The organism is Citrobacter sp. RHB20-C16 (assembly GCF_013890155.1).
Taxonomy (GTDB): Bacteria; Pseudomonadota; Gammaproteobacteria; order Enterobacterales; family Enterobacteriaceae; genus Citrobacter_A; species Citrobacter_A amalonaticus.
In genome coordinates this window covers 3,409,746-3,428,278 of record NZ_CP057630.1, presented here as the reverse complement: position 1 = coordinate 3,428,278, position 18,533 = coordinate 3,409,746, and the positions used below count along the sequence as shown (strand labels likewise).

Annotated in this window: 18 protein-coding genes; 11 read left to right on the top strand and 7 right to left on the bottom strand. The window is 54.8% G+C overall.

Features of this window, described 5'->3' with window-relative positions; genetic code table 11:
- The first annotated feature begins 67 nt into the window (after window positions 1-67).
- From yfeX to cysM, 7 genes are all read left to right on the top strand, one after another.
- On the top strand, window positions 68-967 hold the full coding sequence (gene yfeX, locus HVX64_RS16490) for a porphyrinogen peroxidase (RefSeq protein ID WP_042999897.1): 900 nt from the start codon (window positions 68-70) through the stop codon (window positions 965-967).
- Window positions 968-1,146: 179 nt separating this feature from the next.
- Window positions 1,147-1,938, top strand: a complete 792-nt coding sequence (gene ucpA / locus HVX64_RS16485; protein WP_044258374.1) for an SDR family oxidoreductase UcpA — start codon at window positions 1,147-1,149, stop codon at window positions 1,936-1,938.
- A gap of 154 nt (window positions 1,939-2,092) precedes the next feature.
- A complete protein-coding gene (gene cysP / locus HVX64_RS16480; RefSeq protein ID WP_044258375.1) occupies window positions 2,093-3,109 on the top strand; it encodes a thiosulfate/sulfate ABC transporter substrate-binding protein CysP in 1,017 nt (338 codons plus the stop codon).
- Window positions 3,109-3,942 carry a sulfate/thiosulfate ABC transporter permease CysT gene (gene cysT / locus HVX64_RS16475; protein WP_042999900.1) on the top strand — a complete coding sequence of 278 codons (834 nt, stop codon included), beginning with the start codon at window positions 3,109-3,111 and terminating at the stop codon, window positions 3,940-3,942. The genes cysP and cysT overlap by 1 nt, the downstream gene beginning before the upstream one ends.
- Entirely contained in the window at window positions 3,942-4,817 is an 876-nt protein-coding gene (gene cysW, locus HVX64_RS16470; protein WP_042999901.1) for a sulfate/thiosulfate ABC transporter permease CysW, read from the top strand. Before cysT ends, cysW begins: the two co-directional genes overlap by 1 nt.
- Complete coding sequence (gene cysA / locus HVX64_RS16465) at window positions 4,807-5,901, top strand: sulfate/thiosulfate ABC transporter ATP-binding protein CysA (protein ID WP_044258378.1); 1,095 nt, start codon at window positions 4,807-4,809, stop codon at window positions 5,899-5,901. The genes cysW and cysA overlap by 11 nt, the downstream gene beginning before the upstream one ends.
- A 109-nt stretch (window positions 5,902-6,010) precedes the next feature.
- Window positions 6,011-6,922, top strand: coding sequence for a cysteine synthase CysM (gene cysM, locus HVX64_RS16460; protein WP_043001860.1), 912 nt, complete (start codon window positions 6,011-6,013; stop codon window positions 6,920-6,922).
- A 32-nt stretch (window positions 6,923-6,954) separates the two neighbouring features.
- On the opposite strand, the gene HVX64_RS16455 is transcribed toward cysM, so the two are convergent.
- A complete protein-coding gene (locus tag HVX64_RS16455; RefSeq protein ID WP_042999903.1) occupies window positions 6,955-7,671 on the bottom strand; it encodes a type 1 glutamine amidotransferase in 717 nt (238 codons plus the stop codon).
- 13 nt (window positions 7,672-7,684) lie between these two features.
- Window positions 7,685-8,980, bottom strand: a complete 1,296-nt coding sequence (ptsJ, locus tag HVX64_RS16450) for a transcriptional regulator PtsJ (protein ID WP_042999904.1) — start codon at window positions 8,978-8,980, stop codon at window positions 7,685-7,687.
- A gap of 82 nt (window positions 8,981-9,062) precedes the next feature.
- Between ptsJ and pdxK the strand changes: the two genes are divergently transcribed.
- Together pdxK and HVX64_RS16440 are read left to right on the top strand one after the other, a co-directional pair.
- Window positions 9,063-9,929 (top strand): pyridoxine/pyridoxal/pyridoxamine kinase, encoded by an 867-nt coding sequence (gene pdxK / locus HVX64_RS16445; protein ID WP_044258381.1) that lies wholly within the window; start codon window positions 9,063-9,065, stop codon window positions 9,927-9,929.
- The gene (locus tag HVX64_RS16440; protein ID WP_042999906.1) at window positions 9,926-10,165 is read left to right on the top strand and encodes a hypothetical protein; all 240 of its coding nucleotides are present in this window, start codon (window positions 9,926-9,928) and stop codon (window positions 10,163-10,165) included. Before pdxK ends, HVX64_RS16440 begins: the two co-directional genes overlap by 4 nt.
- 106 nt (window positions 10,166-10,271) lie before the next feature.
- Here HVX64_RS16440 and crr read toward each other — a convergent pair whose 3' ends face one another.
- The 5 genes from crr to cysZ form a co-directional block, all read right to left on the bottom strand.
- Entirely contained in the window at window positions 10,272-10,781 is a 510-nt protein-coding gene (crr, locus tag HVX64_RS16435) for a PTS glucose transporter subunit IIA (RefSeq protein ID WP_000522253.1), read from the bottom strand.
- A gap of 40 nt (window positions 10,782-10,821) precedes the next feature.
- On the bottom strand, window positions 10,822-12,549 hold the full coding sequence (gene ptsI, locus HVX64_RS16430) for a phosphoenolpyruvate-protein phosphotransferase PtsI (RefSeq protein ID WP_042999907.1): 1,728 nt from the start codon (window positions 12,547-12,549) through the stop codon (window positions 10,822-10,824).
- Between the two features lie 46 nt (window positions 12,550-12,595).
- Window positions 12,596-12,853 (bottom strand): phosphocarrier protein Hpr, encoded by a 258-nt coding sequence (ptsH, locus tag HVX64_RS16425; protein WP_000487600.1) that lies wholly within the window; start codon window positions 12,851-12,853, stop codon window positions 12,596-12,598.
- Window positions 12,854-13,235: 382 nt separating this feature from the next.
- A complete protein-coding gene (cysK, locus tag HVX64_RS16420) occupies window positions 13,236-14,207 on the bottom strand; it encodes a cysteine synthase A (RefSeq protein WP_042999909.1) in 972 nt (323 codons plus the stop codon).
- Window positions 14,208-14,370: 163 nt separating this feature from the next.
- Entirely contained in the window at window positions 14,371-15,132 is a 762-nt protein-coding gene (gene cysZ / locus HVX64_RS16415; RefSeq protein WP_044258382.1) for a sulfate transporter CysZ, read from the bottom strand.
- A 230-nt stretch (window positions 15,133-15,362) separates the two neighbouring features.
- Between cysZ and zipA the strand changes: the two genes are divergently transcribed.
- Both zipA and ligA read left to right on the top strand, forming a co-directional pair.
- Window positions 15,363-16,445, top strand: coding sequence for a cell division protein ZipA (gene zipA, locus HVX64_RS16410; protein ID WP_044258384.1), 1,083 nt, complete (start codon window positions 15,363-15,365; stop codon window positions 16,443-16,445).
- A gap of 72 nt (window positions 16,446-16,517) precedes the next feature.
- Complete coding sequence (gene ligA / locus HVX64_RS16405) at window positions 16,518-18,533, top strand: NAD-dependent DNA ligase LigA (protein WP_044258385.1); 2,016 nt, start codon at window positions 16,518-16,520, stop codon at window positions 18,531-18,533.

Below are 18,533 nucleotides of genomic sequence, written 5' to 3'. Positions count from 1 at the left end.
AAAACAGGGTAAAATAACGCCCATCAATGCCACGATTGCGTGGCATTCTCATTTTTCAGGAGGAATGATGTCTCAGGTTCAGAGTGGCATTTTGCCAGAGCATTGCCGTGCGGCGATTTGGATTGAAGCGAATGTAAAAGGCGACGTTGATGCCCTGCGTGGTGCCAGCAAAGCGTTCGCCGATAAACTGGCGACCTTCCAGGCGACATTCCCGGACGCCCATCTGGGTGCGGTCGTGGCCTTCGGCAACAACACCTGGCGCGCCCTGAGCGGCGGAGTGGGGGCTGAAGAGCTGAAAGACTTTATCCCTTACGGTAAAGGGCTGGCCCCGGCGACCCAGTACGATGTGCTGATCCACATTCTTTCTCTGCGTCACGATGTGAACTTCTCTGTCGCTCAGGCGGCGATGGAAGCCTTCGGCGATTGCATTGAGGTCCAGGAAGAGATCCACGGTTTCCGTTGGGTGGAAGAGCGTGATCTCAGCGGCTTTGTCGACGGTACGGAAAACCCGGCAGGGGAAGAGACGCGCCGCGAAGTGGCGGTCATCAAAGACGGCGTGGATGCGGGTGGCAGCTACGTCTTTGTTCAGCGCTGGGAACACAATCTGAAGCAGCTCAACCGCATGAGTATTCACGATCAGGAGATGATGATCGGGCGTACCAAAGAAGCCAACGAAGAGATCGATGGCGACGATCGCCCAGTAACGTCGCACCTGAGCCGTGTAGATCTGAAAGAAGACGGCAAAGGGCTGAAAATTGTTCGCCAGAGCCTGCCATACGGCACCGCCAGCGGTACTCATGGTCTCTATTTCTGCGCCTACTGTGCGCGTCTGCATAACATTGAACAGCAACTGCTGAGCATGTTTGGCGACACCGACGGAAAACGTGACGCCATGCTGCGCTTCACCAAACCGGTGACCGGCGGGTATTACTTTGCGCCGTCGCTGGACCGTTTGCTGGCACTGTAATTTTCCGCTTACGCACGTCGCTACGACCAGCATAAAAATAGTGTCCCCGCCCCGGCGGGGATGATTTTTATCTAAGATTTACCTTAATTAGTGAGCTGTTCCTCAGCACGTATCCTTTTTTCCTGTATTTTCAATGTTAATGGAGTGTGAGACTTCATATTCACAAGGAGAGCATTGAAATGGGTAAACTCACGGGCAAAACAGCATTGATTACGGGCGCATCACAGGGCATTGGCGAAGGCATCGCCAAAGTGTTTGCCCGGCATGGGGCGAACTTAATCTTGCTGGATATCTCCGATGAGATTGAAAAGCTGGCGGATGAACTCGGTGGCCGCGGGCATCGCTGTACGGCGGTGATTGCGGATGTGACCAATCCCGCCTCCGTGGCGGCGGCGTTGAAGAAAGCGAAAGAGGTGGAAGGCCGCATCGACATTCTGGTCAACAATGCGGGCGTTTGCCGTCTGGGAAGCTTCCTCGACATGAGCGACGAAGATCGCGACTTCCACATTGATGTGAATATCAAAGGCGTCTGGAACGTGACCAAAGCGGTCCTGCCGGAGATGATTAAGCGTAAAGACGGACGCATCGTGATGATGTCCTCGGTCACTGGCGATATGGTCGCCGATCCGGGCGAAACGGCCTATGCGTTGTCGAAGGCCGCGATTGTCGGGCTGACCAAATCGCTGGCGGTGGAGTACGCCCAGTCGGGGATTCGCGTGAATGCGATTTGCCCGGGCTACGTGCGTACCCCGATGGCGGAAAGCATTGCGCAGCAGTCTAACCCGGACGATCCGGAATCAGTGCTGACCGAAATGGCGAAGGCGATCCCGCTGCGTCGACTGGCCTGCCCGCTGGAAGTGGGTGAACTGGCCGCCTTCCTGGCGTCGGATGAGTCCAGCTATCTCACGGGCACGCAAAACGTGATTGACGGCGGCAGCACGTTGCCGGAGACCGTCAGCGTCGGAATCTGACGACCGCACAACCCCTTCTGACCATCAGGAGGGGTTTCTCTTATTCCCTTTTCAACTTTCAAATCAGTAAACGGTATATAAAACCGTTACTCCTTTCACACTCGTTATAAATATTATGGCTATTAGAAAGTCATCAAATTTATAAGGGTGCGCAATGGCCGTTAACTTACTGAAAAAAAGATATCTGACGCTGGTGGCGTCGTTGTTACTGGTCGGTCAGGCGCAGGCGACGGAGCTATTGAACAGCTCGTACGACGTCTCCCGCGAACTGTTTGCTGCCCTTAACCCGCCGTTTGAACAGCAGTGGGCGAAAGATAACGGCGGCGATAAGCTGACGATTAAACAGTCGCACGCGGGCTCCTCAAAGCAGGCGCTGGCAATTTTACAGGGACTGAAAGCCGACGTCGTGACCTACAATCAGGTGACCGATGTGCAGATCCTGCATGACAAAGGCAAGCTGATTCCGGCTGACTGGCAAAGCCGTCTGCCGAACAACAGCTCACCGTTTTACTCCACGATGGGATTCCTGGTACGTAAAGGCAACCCGAAGAACATTCGCGACTGGAACGACCTTGTCCGTTCTGATGTGAAGCTGATCTTCCCGAACCCGAAAACCTCCGGTAACGCCCGTTACACCTATCTGGCTGCCTGGGGCGCCGCCGATAACGCGGACGGCGGCGATAAAGCCAAAACCGAACAGTTCATGACCCAGTTCCTGAAAAACGTCGAAGTGTTTGATACCGGCGGTCGCGGTGCGACCACGACGTTTGCTGAGCGCGGACTGGGCGATGTGCTGATTAGCTTTGAGTCCGAAGTGAACAACATTCGCAAACAGTATGAAGCGCAGGGTTTTGAAGTGGTTATCCCGAAAACCAATATTCTGGCTGAGTTCCCGGTTGCCTGGGTGGATAAAAATGTGCAGGCCAACGGCACCGAGAAAGCGGCGAAAGCCTATCTGAACTGGCTGTACAGCCCGCAGGCGCAAACCATCATCACGGACTACTACTACCGCGTGAACAACCCGGAGGTGATGGACAAGCTGAAAGATAAATTCCCACAGACCGAACTGTTCCGCGTGGAAGAGAAATTTGGCTCCTGGCCTGAGGTGATGAAAACCCATTTCACCAGCGGTGGTGAACTGGACAAACTGCTGGCGGCGGGGCGTAAGTAATGTTTGCAGTCTCCTCCCGACGCGTATTGCCTGGCTTTACTTTAAGCCTGGGCACCAGCCTGCTGTTCGTTTGCCTGATTTTGCTGCTGCCGCTCAGTGCGTTAGTGATGCAACTGGCACAGATGAGCTGGGCGCAATACTGGGATGTGATTACCAATCCGCAGGTGGTTGCTGCCTATAAAGTGACGCTATTGTCGGCGTTTGTAGCGTCGATTTTTAACGGTGTGTTTGGCCTGCTGATGGCGTGGATTTTAACCCGCTATCGTTTCCCGGGGCGCACGTTGCTGGATGCGTTGATGGACCTGCCGTTTGCGCTGCCGACGGCAGTTGCCGGTCTGACGCTGGCTTCGCTGTTTTCCGTTAACGGTTTCTACGGCGAATGGCTGGCAAAATTTGATATCAAGGTGACATACACCTGGCTTGGCATTGCGGTGGCGATGGCGTTCACCAGTATTCCGTTCGTGGTGCGTACCGTGCAACCGGTACTCGAAGAGTTAGGCCCGGAATATGAAGAAGCGGCGGAAACCCTGGGCGCCACGCGGCTGCAAAGCTTTCGCAAGGTGGTCCTGCCGGAACTGTCACCTGCGCTGGTGGCCGGTGTCGCGCTGTCGTTTACCCGCAGCCTTGGCGAGTTCGGCGCAGTGATTTTCATCGCCGGTAACATTGCCTGGAAAACGGAAGTCACCTCGCTGATGATTTTTATTCGTTTGCAGGAGTTTGATTACCCTGCCGCCAGCGCGGTTGCCTCGGTGATCCTCGCGGCATCGTTATTGCTGCTGTTTTCAATTAACACCCTGCAAAGTCGCTTTGGCCGACGTGTGGTAGGTCACTAATGGCGGAAGTTACTCAATTGAAGCGTTATGACGCCCCCCGCATCAACTGGGGAAAATGGTTTCTGATTGGCACCGGCATGCTGGTGTCGGTGTTCATCCTGTTGGTGCCGATGATCACCATTTTCGTCCAGGCGTTCAGCAAAGGGGTGATGCCCGTGCTACAGAATCTGGCCGATCCGGATATGCTGCATGCCATCTGGCTGACGGTGTTGATCGCCCTGATTGCGGTGCCGGTGAACCTGGTGTTTGGCGTTCTGCTGGCCTGGCTGGTGACCCGTTTTAACTTTCCGGGCCGCCAGTTGCTGCTGACGCTGCTGGATATTCCTTTTGCCGTCTCGCCGGTGGTGGCGGGGCTGGTGTATCTGCTGTTTTACGGTTCCAACGGCCCGTTGGGCGGCTGGCTGGACGAGCATAATCTGCAAATTATGTTCTCCTGGCCGGGGATGGTGCTGGTGACCATCTTCGTCACCTGTCCGTTTGTGGTACGTGAACTGGTGCCGGTGATGCTCAGTCAGGGCAGTCAGGAAGATGAGGCGGCGATTTTGCTGGGCGCATCCGGCTGGCAGATGTTCCGTCGCGTGACGCTGCCGAACATTCGCTGGGCGCTGCTGTATGGCGTGGTGCTGACTAACGCCCGTGCGATTGGCGAGTTTGGCGCGGTGTCGGTGGTTTCCGGCTCAATTCGCGGCGAAACCCTGTCGCTGCCGTTACAGATTGAATTACTGGAGCAGGACTACAACAGCGTCGGCTCTTTTACCGCTGCGGCGCTATTGACGCTGATGGCGATTATTACCCTGTTTTTGAAGAGCATGTTGCAATGGCGCCTGGAGAATCAGGAAAAACGCGCGCAACAGGAGGAAAATCATGAGCATTGAGATTGCCAATATTAAGAAGTCTTTTGGTCGCACCCAGGTGCTGAACGATATCTCACTGGATATTCCTTCAGGTCAGATGGTTGCCTTGCTGGGGCCGTCCGGTTCCGGTAAAACCACACTGCTGCGCATTATTGCCGGGCTGGAACACCAGTCCAGCGGACATATTCGCTTCCATGGTACCGACGTCAGCCGCCTGCATGCGCGCGATCGTAAGGTGGGATTTGTCTTTCAGCACTACGCGCTGTTCCGCCATATGACGGTGTTCGACAACATCGCCTTTGGCCTGAGCGTCCTGCCGCGTCGTGAGCGTCCCAATGCGGCGGCGATTAAAGCCAAAGTGACGACACTGCTGGAGATGGTGCAACTGGCACACCTGGCGGATCGCTTCCCGGCGCAGCTTTCAGGTGGGCAAAAACAACGTGTCGCGCTGGCCCGCGCGTTAGCGGTTGAACCACAAATTCTGCTGCTGGATGAGCCGTTTGGTGCCCTTGATGCGCAGGTGCGTAAAGAGCTGCGCCGATGGCTGCGTCAACTGCATGAAGAGCTGAAATTCACCAGCGTCTTTGTCACGCACGATCAGGAAGAGGCCACTGAAGTGGCGGACCGCGTGGTGGTAATGAGCCAGGGGAATATTGAACAGGCCGATGCGCCGGATCAGGTCTGGCGTGAACCGGCGACCCGCTTTGTACTGGAATTTATGGGTGAAGTGAACCGCCTGCAAGGCACCATTCGTGGTGGGCAGTTCCACGTTGGCGCACACCGCTGGCCGCTGGGCTATACGCCTGCGTATCAGGGGCCGGTCGATCTGTTCCTGCGTCCATGGGAAGTCGATATCAGCCGCCGTACCAGTCTGGATTCGCCGTTGCCTGTTCAGGTTATTGAAGCCAGCCCGAAAGGTCATTACACCCAATTGGTCGTGCAGCCGCTCGGGTGGTATCACGACCCGTTGACCGTGGTCATGCAAGGGGACGATGCTCCGGTACGCGGCGAGCGTCTGTTTGTAGGCCTGCAAAATGCACGCTTGTATAACGGCAATCAGCGTATTGAACGTCATGATGATGTTGTTTTCGCAGAAATAGCGTAATCTCAGAGCGTTTATTATGTAGGCCGGATAAGGCAGTTATGCTGCCTCCGGCAATACACATTTGCCTGATGGCGCTGGGTTTATCAGGTCTGGGTTGTGGACTGAAATTGTGAACACATTAGAACAAACTATTGGCAACACGCCGCTGGTGAAGCTGCAGCGGTTGACGCCGGATAATGGCACTGAAATTTGGGTCAAACTGGAAGGCAATAACCCGGCGGGGTCGGTGAAAGATCGTGCTGCGTTATCGATGATTGTTGAAGCGGAAAAACGCGGGGAGATTACGCCTGGTGATGTATTAATTGAGGCTACCAGCGGGAACACTGGCATTGCGCTGGCGATGATTGCGGCCCTGAAAGGCTATCGTATGAAGCTACTGATGCCGGACAACATGAGCCAGGAACGCCGCGCCGCGATGCGCGCCTACGGTGCCGAGCTGATTCTGGTGACCAAAGAGCAGGGGATGGAAGGGGCGCGCGATTTAGCGCTGGAGATGGCTCAGCGCGGCGAAGGCAAGCTGCTGGACCAGTTCAATAACCCTGATAACCCATACGCGCATTACACCACTACGGGGCCGGAAATCTGGCGGCAAACGTCCGGACGTCTCACCCATTTTGTTTCCAGCATGGGGACGACCGGTACTATCACCGGGGTTTCTCGCTTTCTGCGCGAGCAGGCCCGCGCGGTCACTATTGTGGGTCTGCAACCGGAAGAGGGCAGCAGCATTCCGGGGATTCGCCGCTGGCCAGCGGAATACATGCCGGGCATTTTTAATGCTCAGCTTGTCGATCAGGTCGTGGATATTCACCAGCGAGACGCGGAGAACACTATGCGTGAACTGGCGGTACGTGAAGGGATCTTCTGTGGCGTCAGCTCTGGCGGCGCGGTCGCCGGTGCAATACGGATTGCGAAAGCCAATCCGGGCGCGGTGGTCGTGGCGATTATTTGCGATCGCGGCGATCGTTATCTCTCTACCGGCGTGTTTGGCGAAGAGCACTTCAGCCAGGGCGCGGGGATTTAACCCCATTGCCCGGCGATGACCGGGCATGCGGATTAACCCTGACGTTTTTTCACCAGCAGATCCAGGAACTGCCAGAGTTTTTCATTCATTTCCTTATAATCCCATTCGCGCATTTCCGCCTTCGAGCGAATAAAGCGCTTCCCTTTGGCTTCCGCCAGCTCTTGCTCAGAATGTTGAATCAGTCCTTCCACCGCCTCGGCAGTAAATTCCATATGGCACTGGAAGCCGTAGACAAAGTTGCCGTATTGCACGATCTGTCGTGGACAGCCGATGCTTGTGGCAAGCACCGTGGCCTGATCGGTAAGCCCTGGCATGTCGTTATGCCAGTGGCCGACCGTCAGCGGAGAGCCGAAGTGGGCAAGCAACGGATGCTGTTTTCCTGCTTCGGTCAGCGTAATGGGATAGTGACCAATCTCTTTTTCTGGACTCTGGCAGACCCTGGCTCCCAGCGCTTCGCCAATCAACTGTGAACCCAGACAGATCCCGACCACGATCCGACCCGCCGAGATAGCCTGGTTGATCAGGTGTTGTTCAGCCTTAGAGTCAAAATAAGGGCACTCTGCAAGCGTGGTGCGCGGTGACTGCGGGCCGCCAAACACGACCAGCATATCAAAGCCATCGGCGTTGGCCGGAACCGGTTCGCTGTCATAGACGCGGGTCCAGGTGATGTGATGACCGCGCGTTTCAGCCCACGGCAAATAAGCGCCTGCCGATTCAAATGATTCGTGAATAATAAAATGGACGTGCACGGATACTCTCCTGTTATTGGCTCAGCGCCTGATGAAGATGGCCGGCCAGGCGGTTGATGTCGTTGTCATTGAGTGTGGAAAGGGTGATACGCAGACCCTGTGCGGGCGTGTTAACGCCGAAAGCGTCGCCTTCACGCACCAGCCAACCGGATTTCGCCAGCGCGAATGCAACGTTTTGGCTGGCTTCGGCAAGGGGTAGCCACAGGTTCAGACCATCGCCGGGGAAAATATTGTTGATGCCTTGTGCGTGCAGCGCCTGCGCCAGTTTGCGCTGCTGATCGGCGTAAAACTGGCGGGATTCGGCGAGCGTTTGCTGCCAGACGGGGTCTGCCAGACAGGTGTAAACCAGATCCTGCAAAATGTGGCTGACCCACTGACTGCCGGCGTTTAGACGCAGGCGTAATTTTGCTGACGTCGCGGGATCGCTGGCGACAATGGCAAGACGCAGGTCTGGCCCCAGCGTTTTCGACATTGAGCGAACGATCGACCAGTGGAGTGTTTCTGCCGCAATCACCGGATGCCACGCGCAGGCGGAAAGCAGGGCAAAGTGGTCGTCAACAATCACCAGTACCTGTGGGTATCGTGCAAGGATGGCCTGTAATGCGCCAGCGCGTGCGGCGCTTAAACTGCATCCCGTCGGGTTGTGCGCCCGAGGTGTAACGATCACTGCCCGGGCGCCTTTACTCAGCGCCTGTTCGAGCCCCTCTGGTCGCATCCCTTCACTGTCGACGCGCACCGGGCTGGCGCTGAATCCGGCGTATCGCAGCATATTGATACTGCTTAAAAAGCAAGGGTCTTCAACCACCACGCTATCGCCGGGCAGCAGATGGGCGCTCAGCAGGCGTTCAATGGCGTCAATTGCGCCGCTGGTGATATCAATTTCACCCGCAGCGGGAACGGCATCCTGCATCCACTGCGTGGCCCAGCGCTTTAGCTCCGGGGAAACCGGCGTGTCACCGTACAGGCGGTGGTCGTGATGACATTTTGCAAAGTAACGGCTCAGGTCCGGCAGGCGAGTCGGGTCAGGATTTCCGCTGGAGAGATCGTGAAGCGGCGTGTGGGGGTCGCCGCCTTCGCGTGCGATGGGCGTCGAGGCGCTTTTAATAACGGTGCCATTGCGGCCACGACTTTGCGCCAGTCCGGATGTCACCAGGCGTTTGTAAGCCGCTGCAACAGTATTGCGATTTACATTGAGTTGCGCAGCCAGTTCCCGTACCGGCGGCAATGTTTCACCTGCAGACAACACGCCGCTGGTGACGTGTTGCCGTATACTGTCAAAGATTTCGCTGGCGGTTTTTCCGTCGATCATTATTGACCTATGACAAAATGAATTTTAGCATATGACGATAATAGTGAGGCACCCGCCCGCTGTCCAGTGAGAGGAGAAGTTAATGGAGCAGGAGAGTGATATTCAGTCAGTGCTCTTCGACGATAAGCATCGGGCGTTGCAGACCGATATTGTCGCCGTTCAGTCACAGGTGGTGTATGGCAGCGTCGGCAATAGCATCGCTGTGCCAGCCATCAAAGCAAAGGGTTTGCGGGTGACGGCGGTGCCTACCGTCCTGTTCAGTAATACTCCGCACTATGACACGTTCTACGGGGGCGTTATTCCGGCCGACTGGTTCCGCGGTTATTTGCTGGCGTTAAGCGAGCGTGATGCGCTGCGCGAGTTAAAGGCTGTGACCACCGGTTATATGGGCAGCGCAGAACAAATCGTGCTGCTGGCGCAATGGTTGCAAAACGTTCGTCAAACGCATCCTGACATTCCTGTTCTGGTCGATCCGGTGATTGGCGATACCGACAGCGGAATGTATGTGAAAGCCGAGATACCGGATGCCTATCGACATCACCTGCTGCCGCTGGCGCAGGGGCTGACGCCGAATGTCTTCGAACTGGAGATGCTCAGCGATATGCCGTGCCGCACCCTGGAGGAGGCTGTTATCGCGGCGAGATCGCTGCTGACCGACACGCTGAAGTGGATTGTCATCACCAGCGCGCCAGGACAGGACAGTGAAACCATCAATGTGGCGGTGGTCACGGCCCAAACGCTGGATGTGATTGAGCACCCGCGGGTAGAAACCGATCTGAAAGGGACCGGCGATCTGTTCTGTGCCGAGTTGATTAGCGGCATTGTGTTGGGGAAATCGTTGACGCAGGCAACGCAACAGGCCGCGGAACGCGTACTGGCGGTGATGACCTGGACGCAGCAATGCGGATGTGACGAACTTATACTGCCTCCGGCAGGGGAGGCGCGATGAAGAGTTATCGGTTAGTGGTTCGTCAGCAGGGACGTATCGTGGGACATTTTGAAACCAGCGGGCTGAATGCGCTGGAAGATATCTGCGTGGCGCGCGCGATGTTTGGCATCACGGGCGGCTATCAATGCGAACTGTTGGTTTCTGATTCAGAAAAGCGGATGCTGGAGAGCGGGCCGGAAGGGATGAAAATCCTGATGCGTGAAAAGTGTTATCGCCCGGTGACCTCACCATTGTAACCGCGAACTGATGCCGGATGGCGGCGTATGCGCCATCAGGCGGGTTTTGCCATCCGGTAGATAAAAAAATGGCGCCAGAAGGCGCCATTTTTCTCTGCGGCAAGAATTATTTCTTGATGCGGATAACCGGGGTTTCACCCACAGTCACGCTACCGGACAGTTTGATCAGTTCTTTGATTTCGTCCATGTTGGAGATAACAACCGGAGTCAGGGTTGACTTGGCTTTTTCTTCCAGCAGCGGCAGATCGAATTCAATTACCGGGTCACCCACTTTCACACGCTGTCCTTCTTCAGCGATACGCTTGAAGCCTTCGCCTTTCAGCTCAACGGTGTCGATACCGAAGTGAACAAACAGTTCGATACCGCTATCGGATTCGATAGAGAACGCATGGTTGGTCTCAAAGATTTTGCCGATGGTACCGTCAACCGGTGCAACCATCTTATTACCGGTTGGTTTGATAGCGATGCCATCACCCACGATTTTTTCAGCAAAAACGACATCCGGTACGTCTTCGATGTTGACGATCTCGCCAGAGAGCGGTGCAACAATCTCAATAGTTCCGGTGTCTTTCTTATCATCAGAAACCAGAGACTTCAGTTTATCGAACAAACCCATGATCTTCTCCTAAGCAGTAAATTGGGCCGCATCTCGTGGATTAGCAGATTGTTTTTTCTTCAATGAACTTGTTAACCAGCGTCATTAACTCGTCCGTTGTCGGTTGAGCAAGAGCCTGCTCTGCTAACACCTTCGCATCTTCGAAGTTCGTGTTACGGATAATCTTCTTAATGCGCGGGATAGAAATGGCGCTCATAGAGAATTCGTCCAGACCCATCCCCAGCAACAGAAGTGTAGCACGTTCGTCGCCTGCAAGCTCACCACACATGCCAGTCCATTTACCTTCAGCATGAGAAGCATCAATAACTTGCTTGATCAATGTGAGGACAGATGGCGACATTGGCTGGTAGAGATGTGAAATCATATCATTACCACGGTCAACTGCCAGAGTGTACTGCGTTAAATCATTGGTGCCGATACTAAAGAAATCAACTTCTTTGGCTAAATGACGAGCAATCGTTGCCGCAGCCGGTGTTTCCACCATCACGCCAATCTCAATGGTCTCGTCAAAAGCTTTACCTTCGTCACGCAGTTCCTGTTTGTAGATTTCGATCTCTTTACGCAGTGCGCGAACTTCTTCAACAGAGATGATCATCGGGAACATAATGCGCAGTTTGCCGAAAGCAGACGCGCGCAGGATAGCGCGAACCTGATCGCGCAGGATCTCTTTACGATCCATCGCGATACGCACAGCACGCCAGCCCAGGAACGGGTTTTCTTCTTTCGGGAAGTTCATGTACGGCAGCTCTTTGTCGCCGCCGATGTCCATGGTACGCACGATCACCGCCTGAGAGCCACACGCTTCAGCCACGGCTTTGTAAGCTGCAAACTGTTCTTCTTCAGTCGGCAGCGCGTCGCGATCCATAAACAGGAATTCAGTACGGTACAGACCCACACCTTCCGCACCGTTGCGCTCTGCGCCTTCGACGTCACGCACGGTACCGATGTTGGCGCACACTTCAACCTGATGGCCATCCAGGGTGATGGCAGGCAGATCTTTCAGTTTAGCCAGTTCCGCTTTTTCAGTGGCAACTTGCTCCTGAACGGCGCGCAGTTTTTCAATTTCTTCGTTGGTCGGGTTGACGTAAACCTGGTTGTTTACGGCATCCAGAATCAGATAATCGTCGTTTTTCACCTGAGAGGTGACGCTACCGGTACCCACGATGGCTGGCAGTTCCAGAGAACGCGCCATGATAGAGGTGTGGGAAGTGCGGCCGCCCACGTCGGTAATGAAACCCAGCACCTTTTTCAGGTTCAGCTGTGCGGTTTCTGACGGGGTCAGGTCAGCAGCAACCAGGATGACTTCATCCTGAATTGCGCTCAGGTCAATAATTGCCAGCCCGAGGATGTTGCGCAGCAGGCGCTTACCGATGTCACGTACGTCAGCCGCACGTTCTTTCAGGTATTCATCATCCAGTTCTTCCAGGGCAGTGGCCTGACCTTCGATAACTTCATGCGCAGCTGCGTCAGCCGTCATGTGTTTATCTTTAATCAGGGCTATGATTTCCTGCTCCAGCTCCTCATCTTCGAGCAGCATAATATGCCCTTCGAAAATGGCTTCTTTTTCTTCACCGAACGTTTCACCAGCTTTCGTTTTGATCGCTTCTAACTGTGCAGATGCCTTGGCACGACCGCTCAGAAAACGTTCAACTTCCTGATCAACCTTGTCGGCAGAAATTTTTTTCCGGTCAATGACGATTTCGTCTTCTTTCAGCAAAAGTGCTTTGCCGAAAGCGATACCCGGGGATGCTAAAATGCCTGAAATCATAACCCTACCTTACTTGTGACTGATTTTTAAAAGAACCCGGAAAAACTTATTCCAGTTCCGCCATCAGCTTGACCAGATGTTCTACGGCTTTCTGCTCGTCTTCACCTTCTGCAGAGATGGTCACGACGGTACCCTGAGTCAGACCCAGAGTTTGCAGTTTAAACAGGCTTTTCGCGCTGGCGCTTTTGCCGTTGGAAGTCACAGTAATCTCAGAAGTGAAGCCTTTCGCTTCTTTAACAAACTGAGCAGCAGGGCGGGTGTGCAGACCGTTCGGAGCGGTAATGGTAACTTCTTGCTGGAACATTGTATTTCCCCAACTTATAGGTTTAGTGTTGTGGAACTAAAGTCTAGCCTGGCGGTTTGACTTTAGCCTGTATTGTTAGCGCCGGCGTAAACGGGCGCGACACACCAGGTGTTTTACGCCATCCGTTGCTGTCAACCTCTGGCCGCTGACGTTTCGCTCGTCATTAAACATTATGCCGCTAAATCAATACTTGAACCAAATCATAAAATCGATTCAGCTAGCAGTTTTCCTGTAACGATTAATTTCGCGCTTCAAAATAATTAATCAGGTTAAATACCAGACCTGGCGGGGTGAAGCAATGGCAGGTGGGGTGAAAGTTTGAAGCAGGCCACAAAAAAGCACCTGAAAAGGTGCTTTTTTACGCGTTTTTAACATGCTGGCATTACTGTTGCAATTCTTTCTCTGTGAAGAGATCGGCAAACAGTGCAGTGCTCAAATAACGCTCACCCGATGACGGTAGGATAACCACAATATTCTTATTGGTAAAGGTTTCATCTTCCTGAAGCTTAAGCGCGGCAGCCACTGCGGCTCCGGAGGAGATACCGGCAAGAATGCCTTCCTCTTCCATTAGGCGGCGGGCGGTGGAGATCGCCTCTTCGTTGGTGATGGCGACCACTTTGTCGATCAGTTTCAGATCCAGGTTACCCGGAATGAAACCGGCGCCGATACCCTGAATTTTGTGCGGACCTGGCTTCAGCTCTTCGCCTGCCAGCGCCTGAGCAATGACCGGGGAATCCGTTGGCTCAACGGCAACGGTAATCAGGTCGGTTTTGCCTTTGGTGCCTTTAATATAGCGGGTGACGCCGGTTAGCGTCCCGCCAGTCCCCACGCCGGAGATGAAAACGTCAACCTGGCCGTCGGTATCTTCCCAGATTTCCGGACCGGTGGTTTTTTCGTGAATTTCTGGGTTTGCCGGGTTGCTGAACTGCTGAAGCAACAGATATTTCGCCGGATCGCTGGCGACAATCTCTTCAGCTTTCTGAATGGCGCCTTTCATGCCTTTTGCGCCTTCGGTCAGCACCAGGTTGGCACCCAGCGCTTTCAGCAGTTTACGACGTTCGATACTCATGGTTTCCGGCATGGTCAGCGTCAGTTTGTAACCACGTGCCGCCGCGACATAGGCCAGCGCGATACCCGTGTTGCCGCTGGTGGGTTCAACCAGCTCGACGCCCGGTTTCAGCACGCCGCGTTTTTCAGCATCCCAAATCATATTGGCACCGATACGGCATTTCACGCTGAAGCTCGGGTTACGTGATTCCACCTTCGCCAGAATGCGTCCGTTACCGATACGGTTCAGTCGAACCAGCGGCGTATGACCGATAGTCAGCGAGTTGTCTTCAAAAATCTTACTCATGGCCTGTCCTTAACTGTATGAAATTGGGATACCTTCCCAGCATACCCTTCAGACGAATATGGGGAAGTAAGGATTTCGCATATCTATATGCTATGAAGAAATAATGGGTATCAGTATGGAATAAGAGGCGTTATAAACAACCTCTTATTTACACAAACTTTCGTTATTTCCATAACGCGTGCTTAGCACGATAGCAATCCACCCACATCGCCGTGGCGCCACAGACTGCCACTGGCATGATGAAGAGATTAAGAACCGGGATCAGGGTAAACAGGCTGGTGAGCGAACCAAACTGCATATTGGTGACCTTACGGCTGCGCAGAGCAGTGCGCATCTCTTTAAACGGCACTTTATGGTTGTCAAAAGGGTAATCGCAATACTGAATGGCCAGCATCCAGGCGCTGAACAGGAACCACAGTACGGGGGCGACGGTTTGCCCGATGCCGGGAATAAAGTAAAGGATCAGCAGTACGATGGCGCGTGGCAGATACCAGGCCAGCTTTTGCCATTCGCGTTTCATAATCCGCGGCACATCTTTCATGATCCCCAGAATGCCCGTGTCCGGCGGCGTTGCGCCGGTGAGTCGCGCTTCCAGTTGCTCCGCCAGCAGCCCGTTAAACGGCGCGGCAATCCAGTTGGCCAGGGTCGAGAAAAAATAGCCAAACACCAGCAGCACAGAGATGACCGCGACAGGCCACAGCAGATAGCTCAGCCATTGCAGCCAGTCCGGGACGTGACTCATAAGCGACGGGATCCAGACATCCAGCTGTGTGAACAGCCACCAGAACGCACTGCCCATTAGCAGGATGTTGACCAATAGCGGTAAAATGACATAGCGACGGATCCCTGGTTGCGAAACCAGTTTCCATCCCTGAGCAAAGTAGTAAAAACCGCTGCGTGGCGCAGTGACAGATGATGACACCATAGTCAGGACATGCTCCTTTTCGTATAAGTCCTAAGCGAACACGGGTATCTTACCGGGTTATCGCACACAGAACAGTTCGGAAATGTTCGAAAAAACAGCAAAAAGCACGATTTCGTTCATCTTTATGCTGTGAAAGCTAAGAGTACACTTGCACTTGACGTAATCGGCAAATACTCTTAGTGAGTAAATGTTTGCCGTGGTGGCAAGGTGTTAGAACAACAGAGAATATAATGATGCAGGATTTGCGTCTGATATTAATCATTGTTGGCGCGATCGCCATAATCGCTTTACTGGTACATGGTTTCTGGACCAGCCGTAAAGAACGATCTTCTATGTTCCGCGATCGTCCACTGAAACGCATGAAATCAAAACGCGACGACGACTCGTATGACGATGATGTCGAAGCAGACGAAGGCGTGGGTGAAGTTCGTGTTCACCGCGTGAATCATGCCCCTGGCAACCCGCAGGAGCATGAAGCTCCTCGCCAGTCGCCGCAACACCAGTACCAGCCGCCTTATGCGTCGGCACAACCGCGTCAGCCGGTTCAGCCATCGCCTGAAGTGCCGGTACAGCCGCAGCATGCCCAGCGTCCGCCGCAGCAGCCGGTACACCAGCCACAGCCTGCGCCGCAGCAATCCGCTCAGCCGCAGCCAGTGCATCAGCCTGCGCCACAGCAACCTGTGCATCAGCCGCAGCCAGTGCATCAGCCTGCGCCACAGCAACCTGTGCATCAGCCGCAGCCGGTTCAACAACAGCCCGCCGCGCCGCAGATTCAGCCCGTTCAGCCGACTGCACCGCAGCCGTCGCCACAGGCTTTCCAGCCTGCAGAACCCGTGGTCGAGCCACAGCCTGAGCCCGTCGTTGAAGAAGCACCAGCCCCGGAAAAGCCTCAGCGTAAAGAAGCGGTGATCATCATGAACGTCGCCGCCCATCATGGCAGCGAGCTTAACGGTGAAGTGCTGCTCAATAGCATTCAGCAGGCCGGATTCAAGTTTGGCGACATGAATATTTTCCATCGTCATCTGAGTCCGGATGGCAGCGGCCCGGCGTTATTCAGCCTGGCGAATATGGTTAACCCGGGTACGTTTGATCCAGAAATGGTCGACTTCACCACGCCGGGCGTGACCATCTTTATGCAGGTGCCGTCTTACGGCGATGAACTGCAGAACTTCAAACTGATGCTGCAATCCGCACAGCATATTGCCGATGAAGTCGGTGGTGTGGTGCTCGACGATCAGCGTCGGATGATGACGCCGCAAAAATTGCGCGAGTATCAGGACCGTATCCGCGAAGTGAAAGACGCGAACGCCTGATACACTCAAGGCACGACAACTTCCTTTCTGAACCCCCGCCTGTCGGGGGTTTTTTATCATTGATGGTGCGATATGGAATCAATCGAACAACAACTGACCGAACTGCGAACCACGCTTCGCCATCATGAGTATCTTTACCATGTGATGGATGCGCCGGAAATCCCCGATGCAGAATATGACCGCCTGATGCGCGAGCTGCGTGAACTGGAAGCGCAACACCCGGAGCTGATTACTCCGGACTCTCCGACCCAGCGCGTGGGCGCTGCGCCGCTGGCGTCTTTCAGCCAGATTCGTCATGAAGTGCCGATGTTGTCGCTGGACAACGTCTTTGATGAGGAGAGTTTCCTGGCGTTTAACAAGCGCGTGCAGGACCGTCTTAAGAGCAGTGACAAGCTGACCTGGTGCTGTGAGCTGAAACTGGACGGTCTGGCGGTCAGCATTCTCTATGAAAACGGGGTGCTGGTGAGTGCCGCAACTCGCGGTGATGGTACGACCGGTGAGGACATTACCTCAAACGTGCGGACTATTCGCGCCATTCCGCTGAAACTCCACGGCGATAACATTCCGACGCGTCTGGAAGTGCGAGGCGAAGTTTTCCTGCCGCAGGCGGGTTTTGAAAAGATCAATGAAGATGCTCGCCGCACGGGCGGAAAGCTGTTTGCTAACCCGCGAAATGCGGCAGCGGGCTCGCTGCGCCAGCTCGATCCGCGTATCACCGCGAAGCGACCACTCACTTTCTTCTGCTATGGCGTTGGCGTGCTGGAAGGCGGCGAACTGCCTGATACTCATCTGGGGCGTCTGCTGCAATTCAAAGCATGGGGGTTGCCGGTCAGCGATCGCGTGACGCTGTGTGACTCGCCGGAAGCGGTGCTGGCGTTTTACCACAAGGTGGAAGAGGACCGTCCGACGCTGGGTTTCGACATCGATGGGGTGGTGATTAAGGTCAACTCGATGGCGCTACAGGAGCAACTGGGTTTCGTCGCACGTGCGCCGCGCTGGGCGGTGGCCTTTAAATTCCCGGCGCAGGAACAGATGACCTTTGTTCGTGACGTGGAGTTCCAGGTCGGACGCACCGGAGCAATTACTCCCGTTGCGCGTCTTGAACCGGTACAGGTCGCGGGTGTGCTGGTGAGTAACGCCACGCTGCATAATGCCGATGAAATCGAACGTCTTGGCCTGCGCATTGGCGATAAGGTGGTAATTCGCCGTGCTGGCGATGTTATTCCGCAGGTGGTCAACGTGGTGCTTTCCGAACGTCCGGACGACACGCGTCCGGTAGCATTTCCGACGCATTGCCCGGTATGCGGTTCAGACGTTGAGCGCGTGGAAGGTGAAGCGGTTGCTCGCTGTACCGGCGGTCTGATTTGCGGCGCGCAGCGTAAAGAGTCTCTTAAGCATTTTGTGTCTCGTCGTGCGATGGACGTGGACGGGATAGGCGACAAAATTATCGACCAACTGGTCGAGAAAGAGTATGTCCACACGCCGGCGGACCTGTTTCGGCTGACAGCCGGGAAACTGACCGGTCTCGACCGAATGGGGCCGAAGTCGGCGCAAAACGTGGTGGATGCGCTGGAAAAATCGAAATCGACCACCTTTGCCCGTTTCCTGTATGCACTCGGTATCCGGGAAGTTGGAGAGGCCACGGCCGCTGGTCTGGCCGCTTACTTCGGTACTCTGGAAGCGCTGGAAGTGGCGTCTATTGACGAGCTGCAAAAAGTCCCCGATGTGGGCATTGTGGTCGCCACCCATGTGTTCAATTTCTTTGCTGAAGAGAGCAATCGCGAAGTCATCGGGCAACTGCTGGCGGAAGGCATTCACTGGCCTGCACCGGTGGTGATCAATGCGGAAGAGATTGACAGTCCATTTGCCGGGAAAACGGTAGTGCTGACGGGAAGCCTGAGCCAGATGTCGCGCGATGATGCTAAAGCGCGGCTGGTGGAGCTCGGTGCGAAAGTGGCGGGCAGCGTCTCGAAGAAGACCGATCTGGTTATTGCTGGCGAAGCGGCCGGGTCCAAACTGGCAAAAGCGCAGGAGCTGGGGATTGCAGTGATTGACGAAGCGGAAATGCTCCGCCTGCTGGGTGTCTGA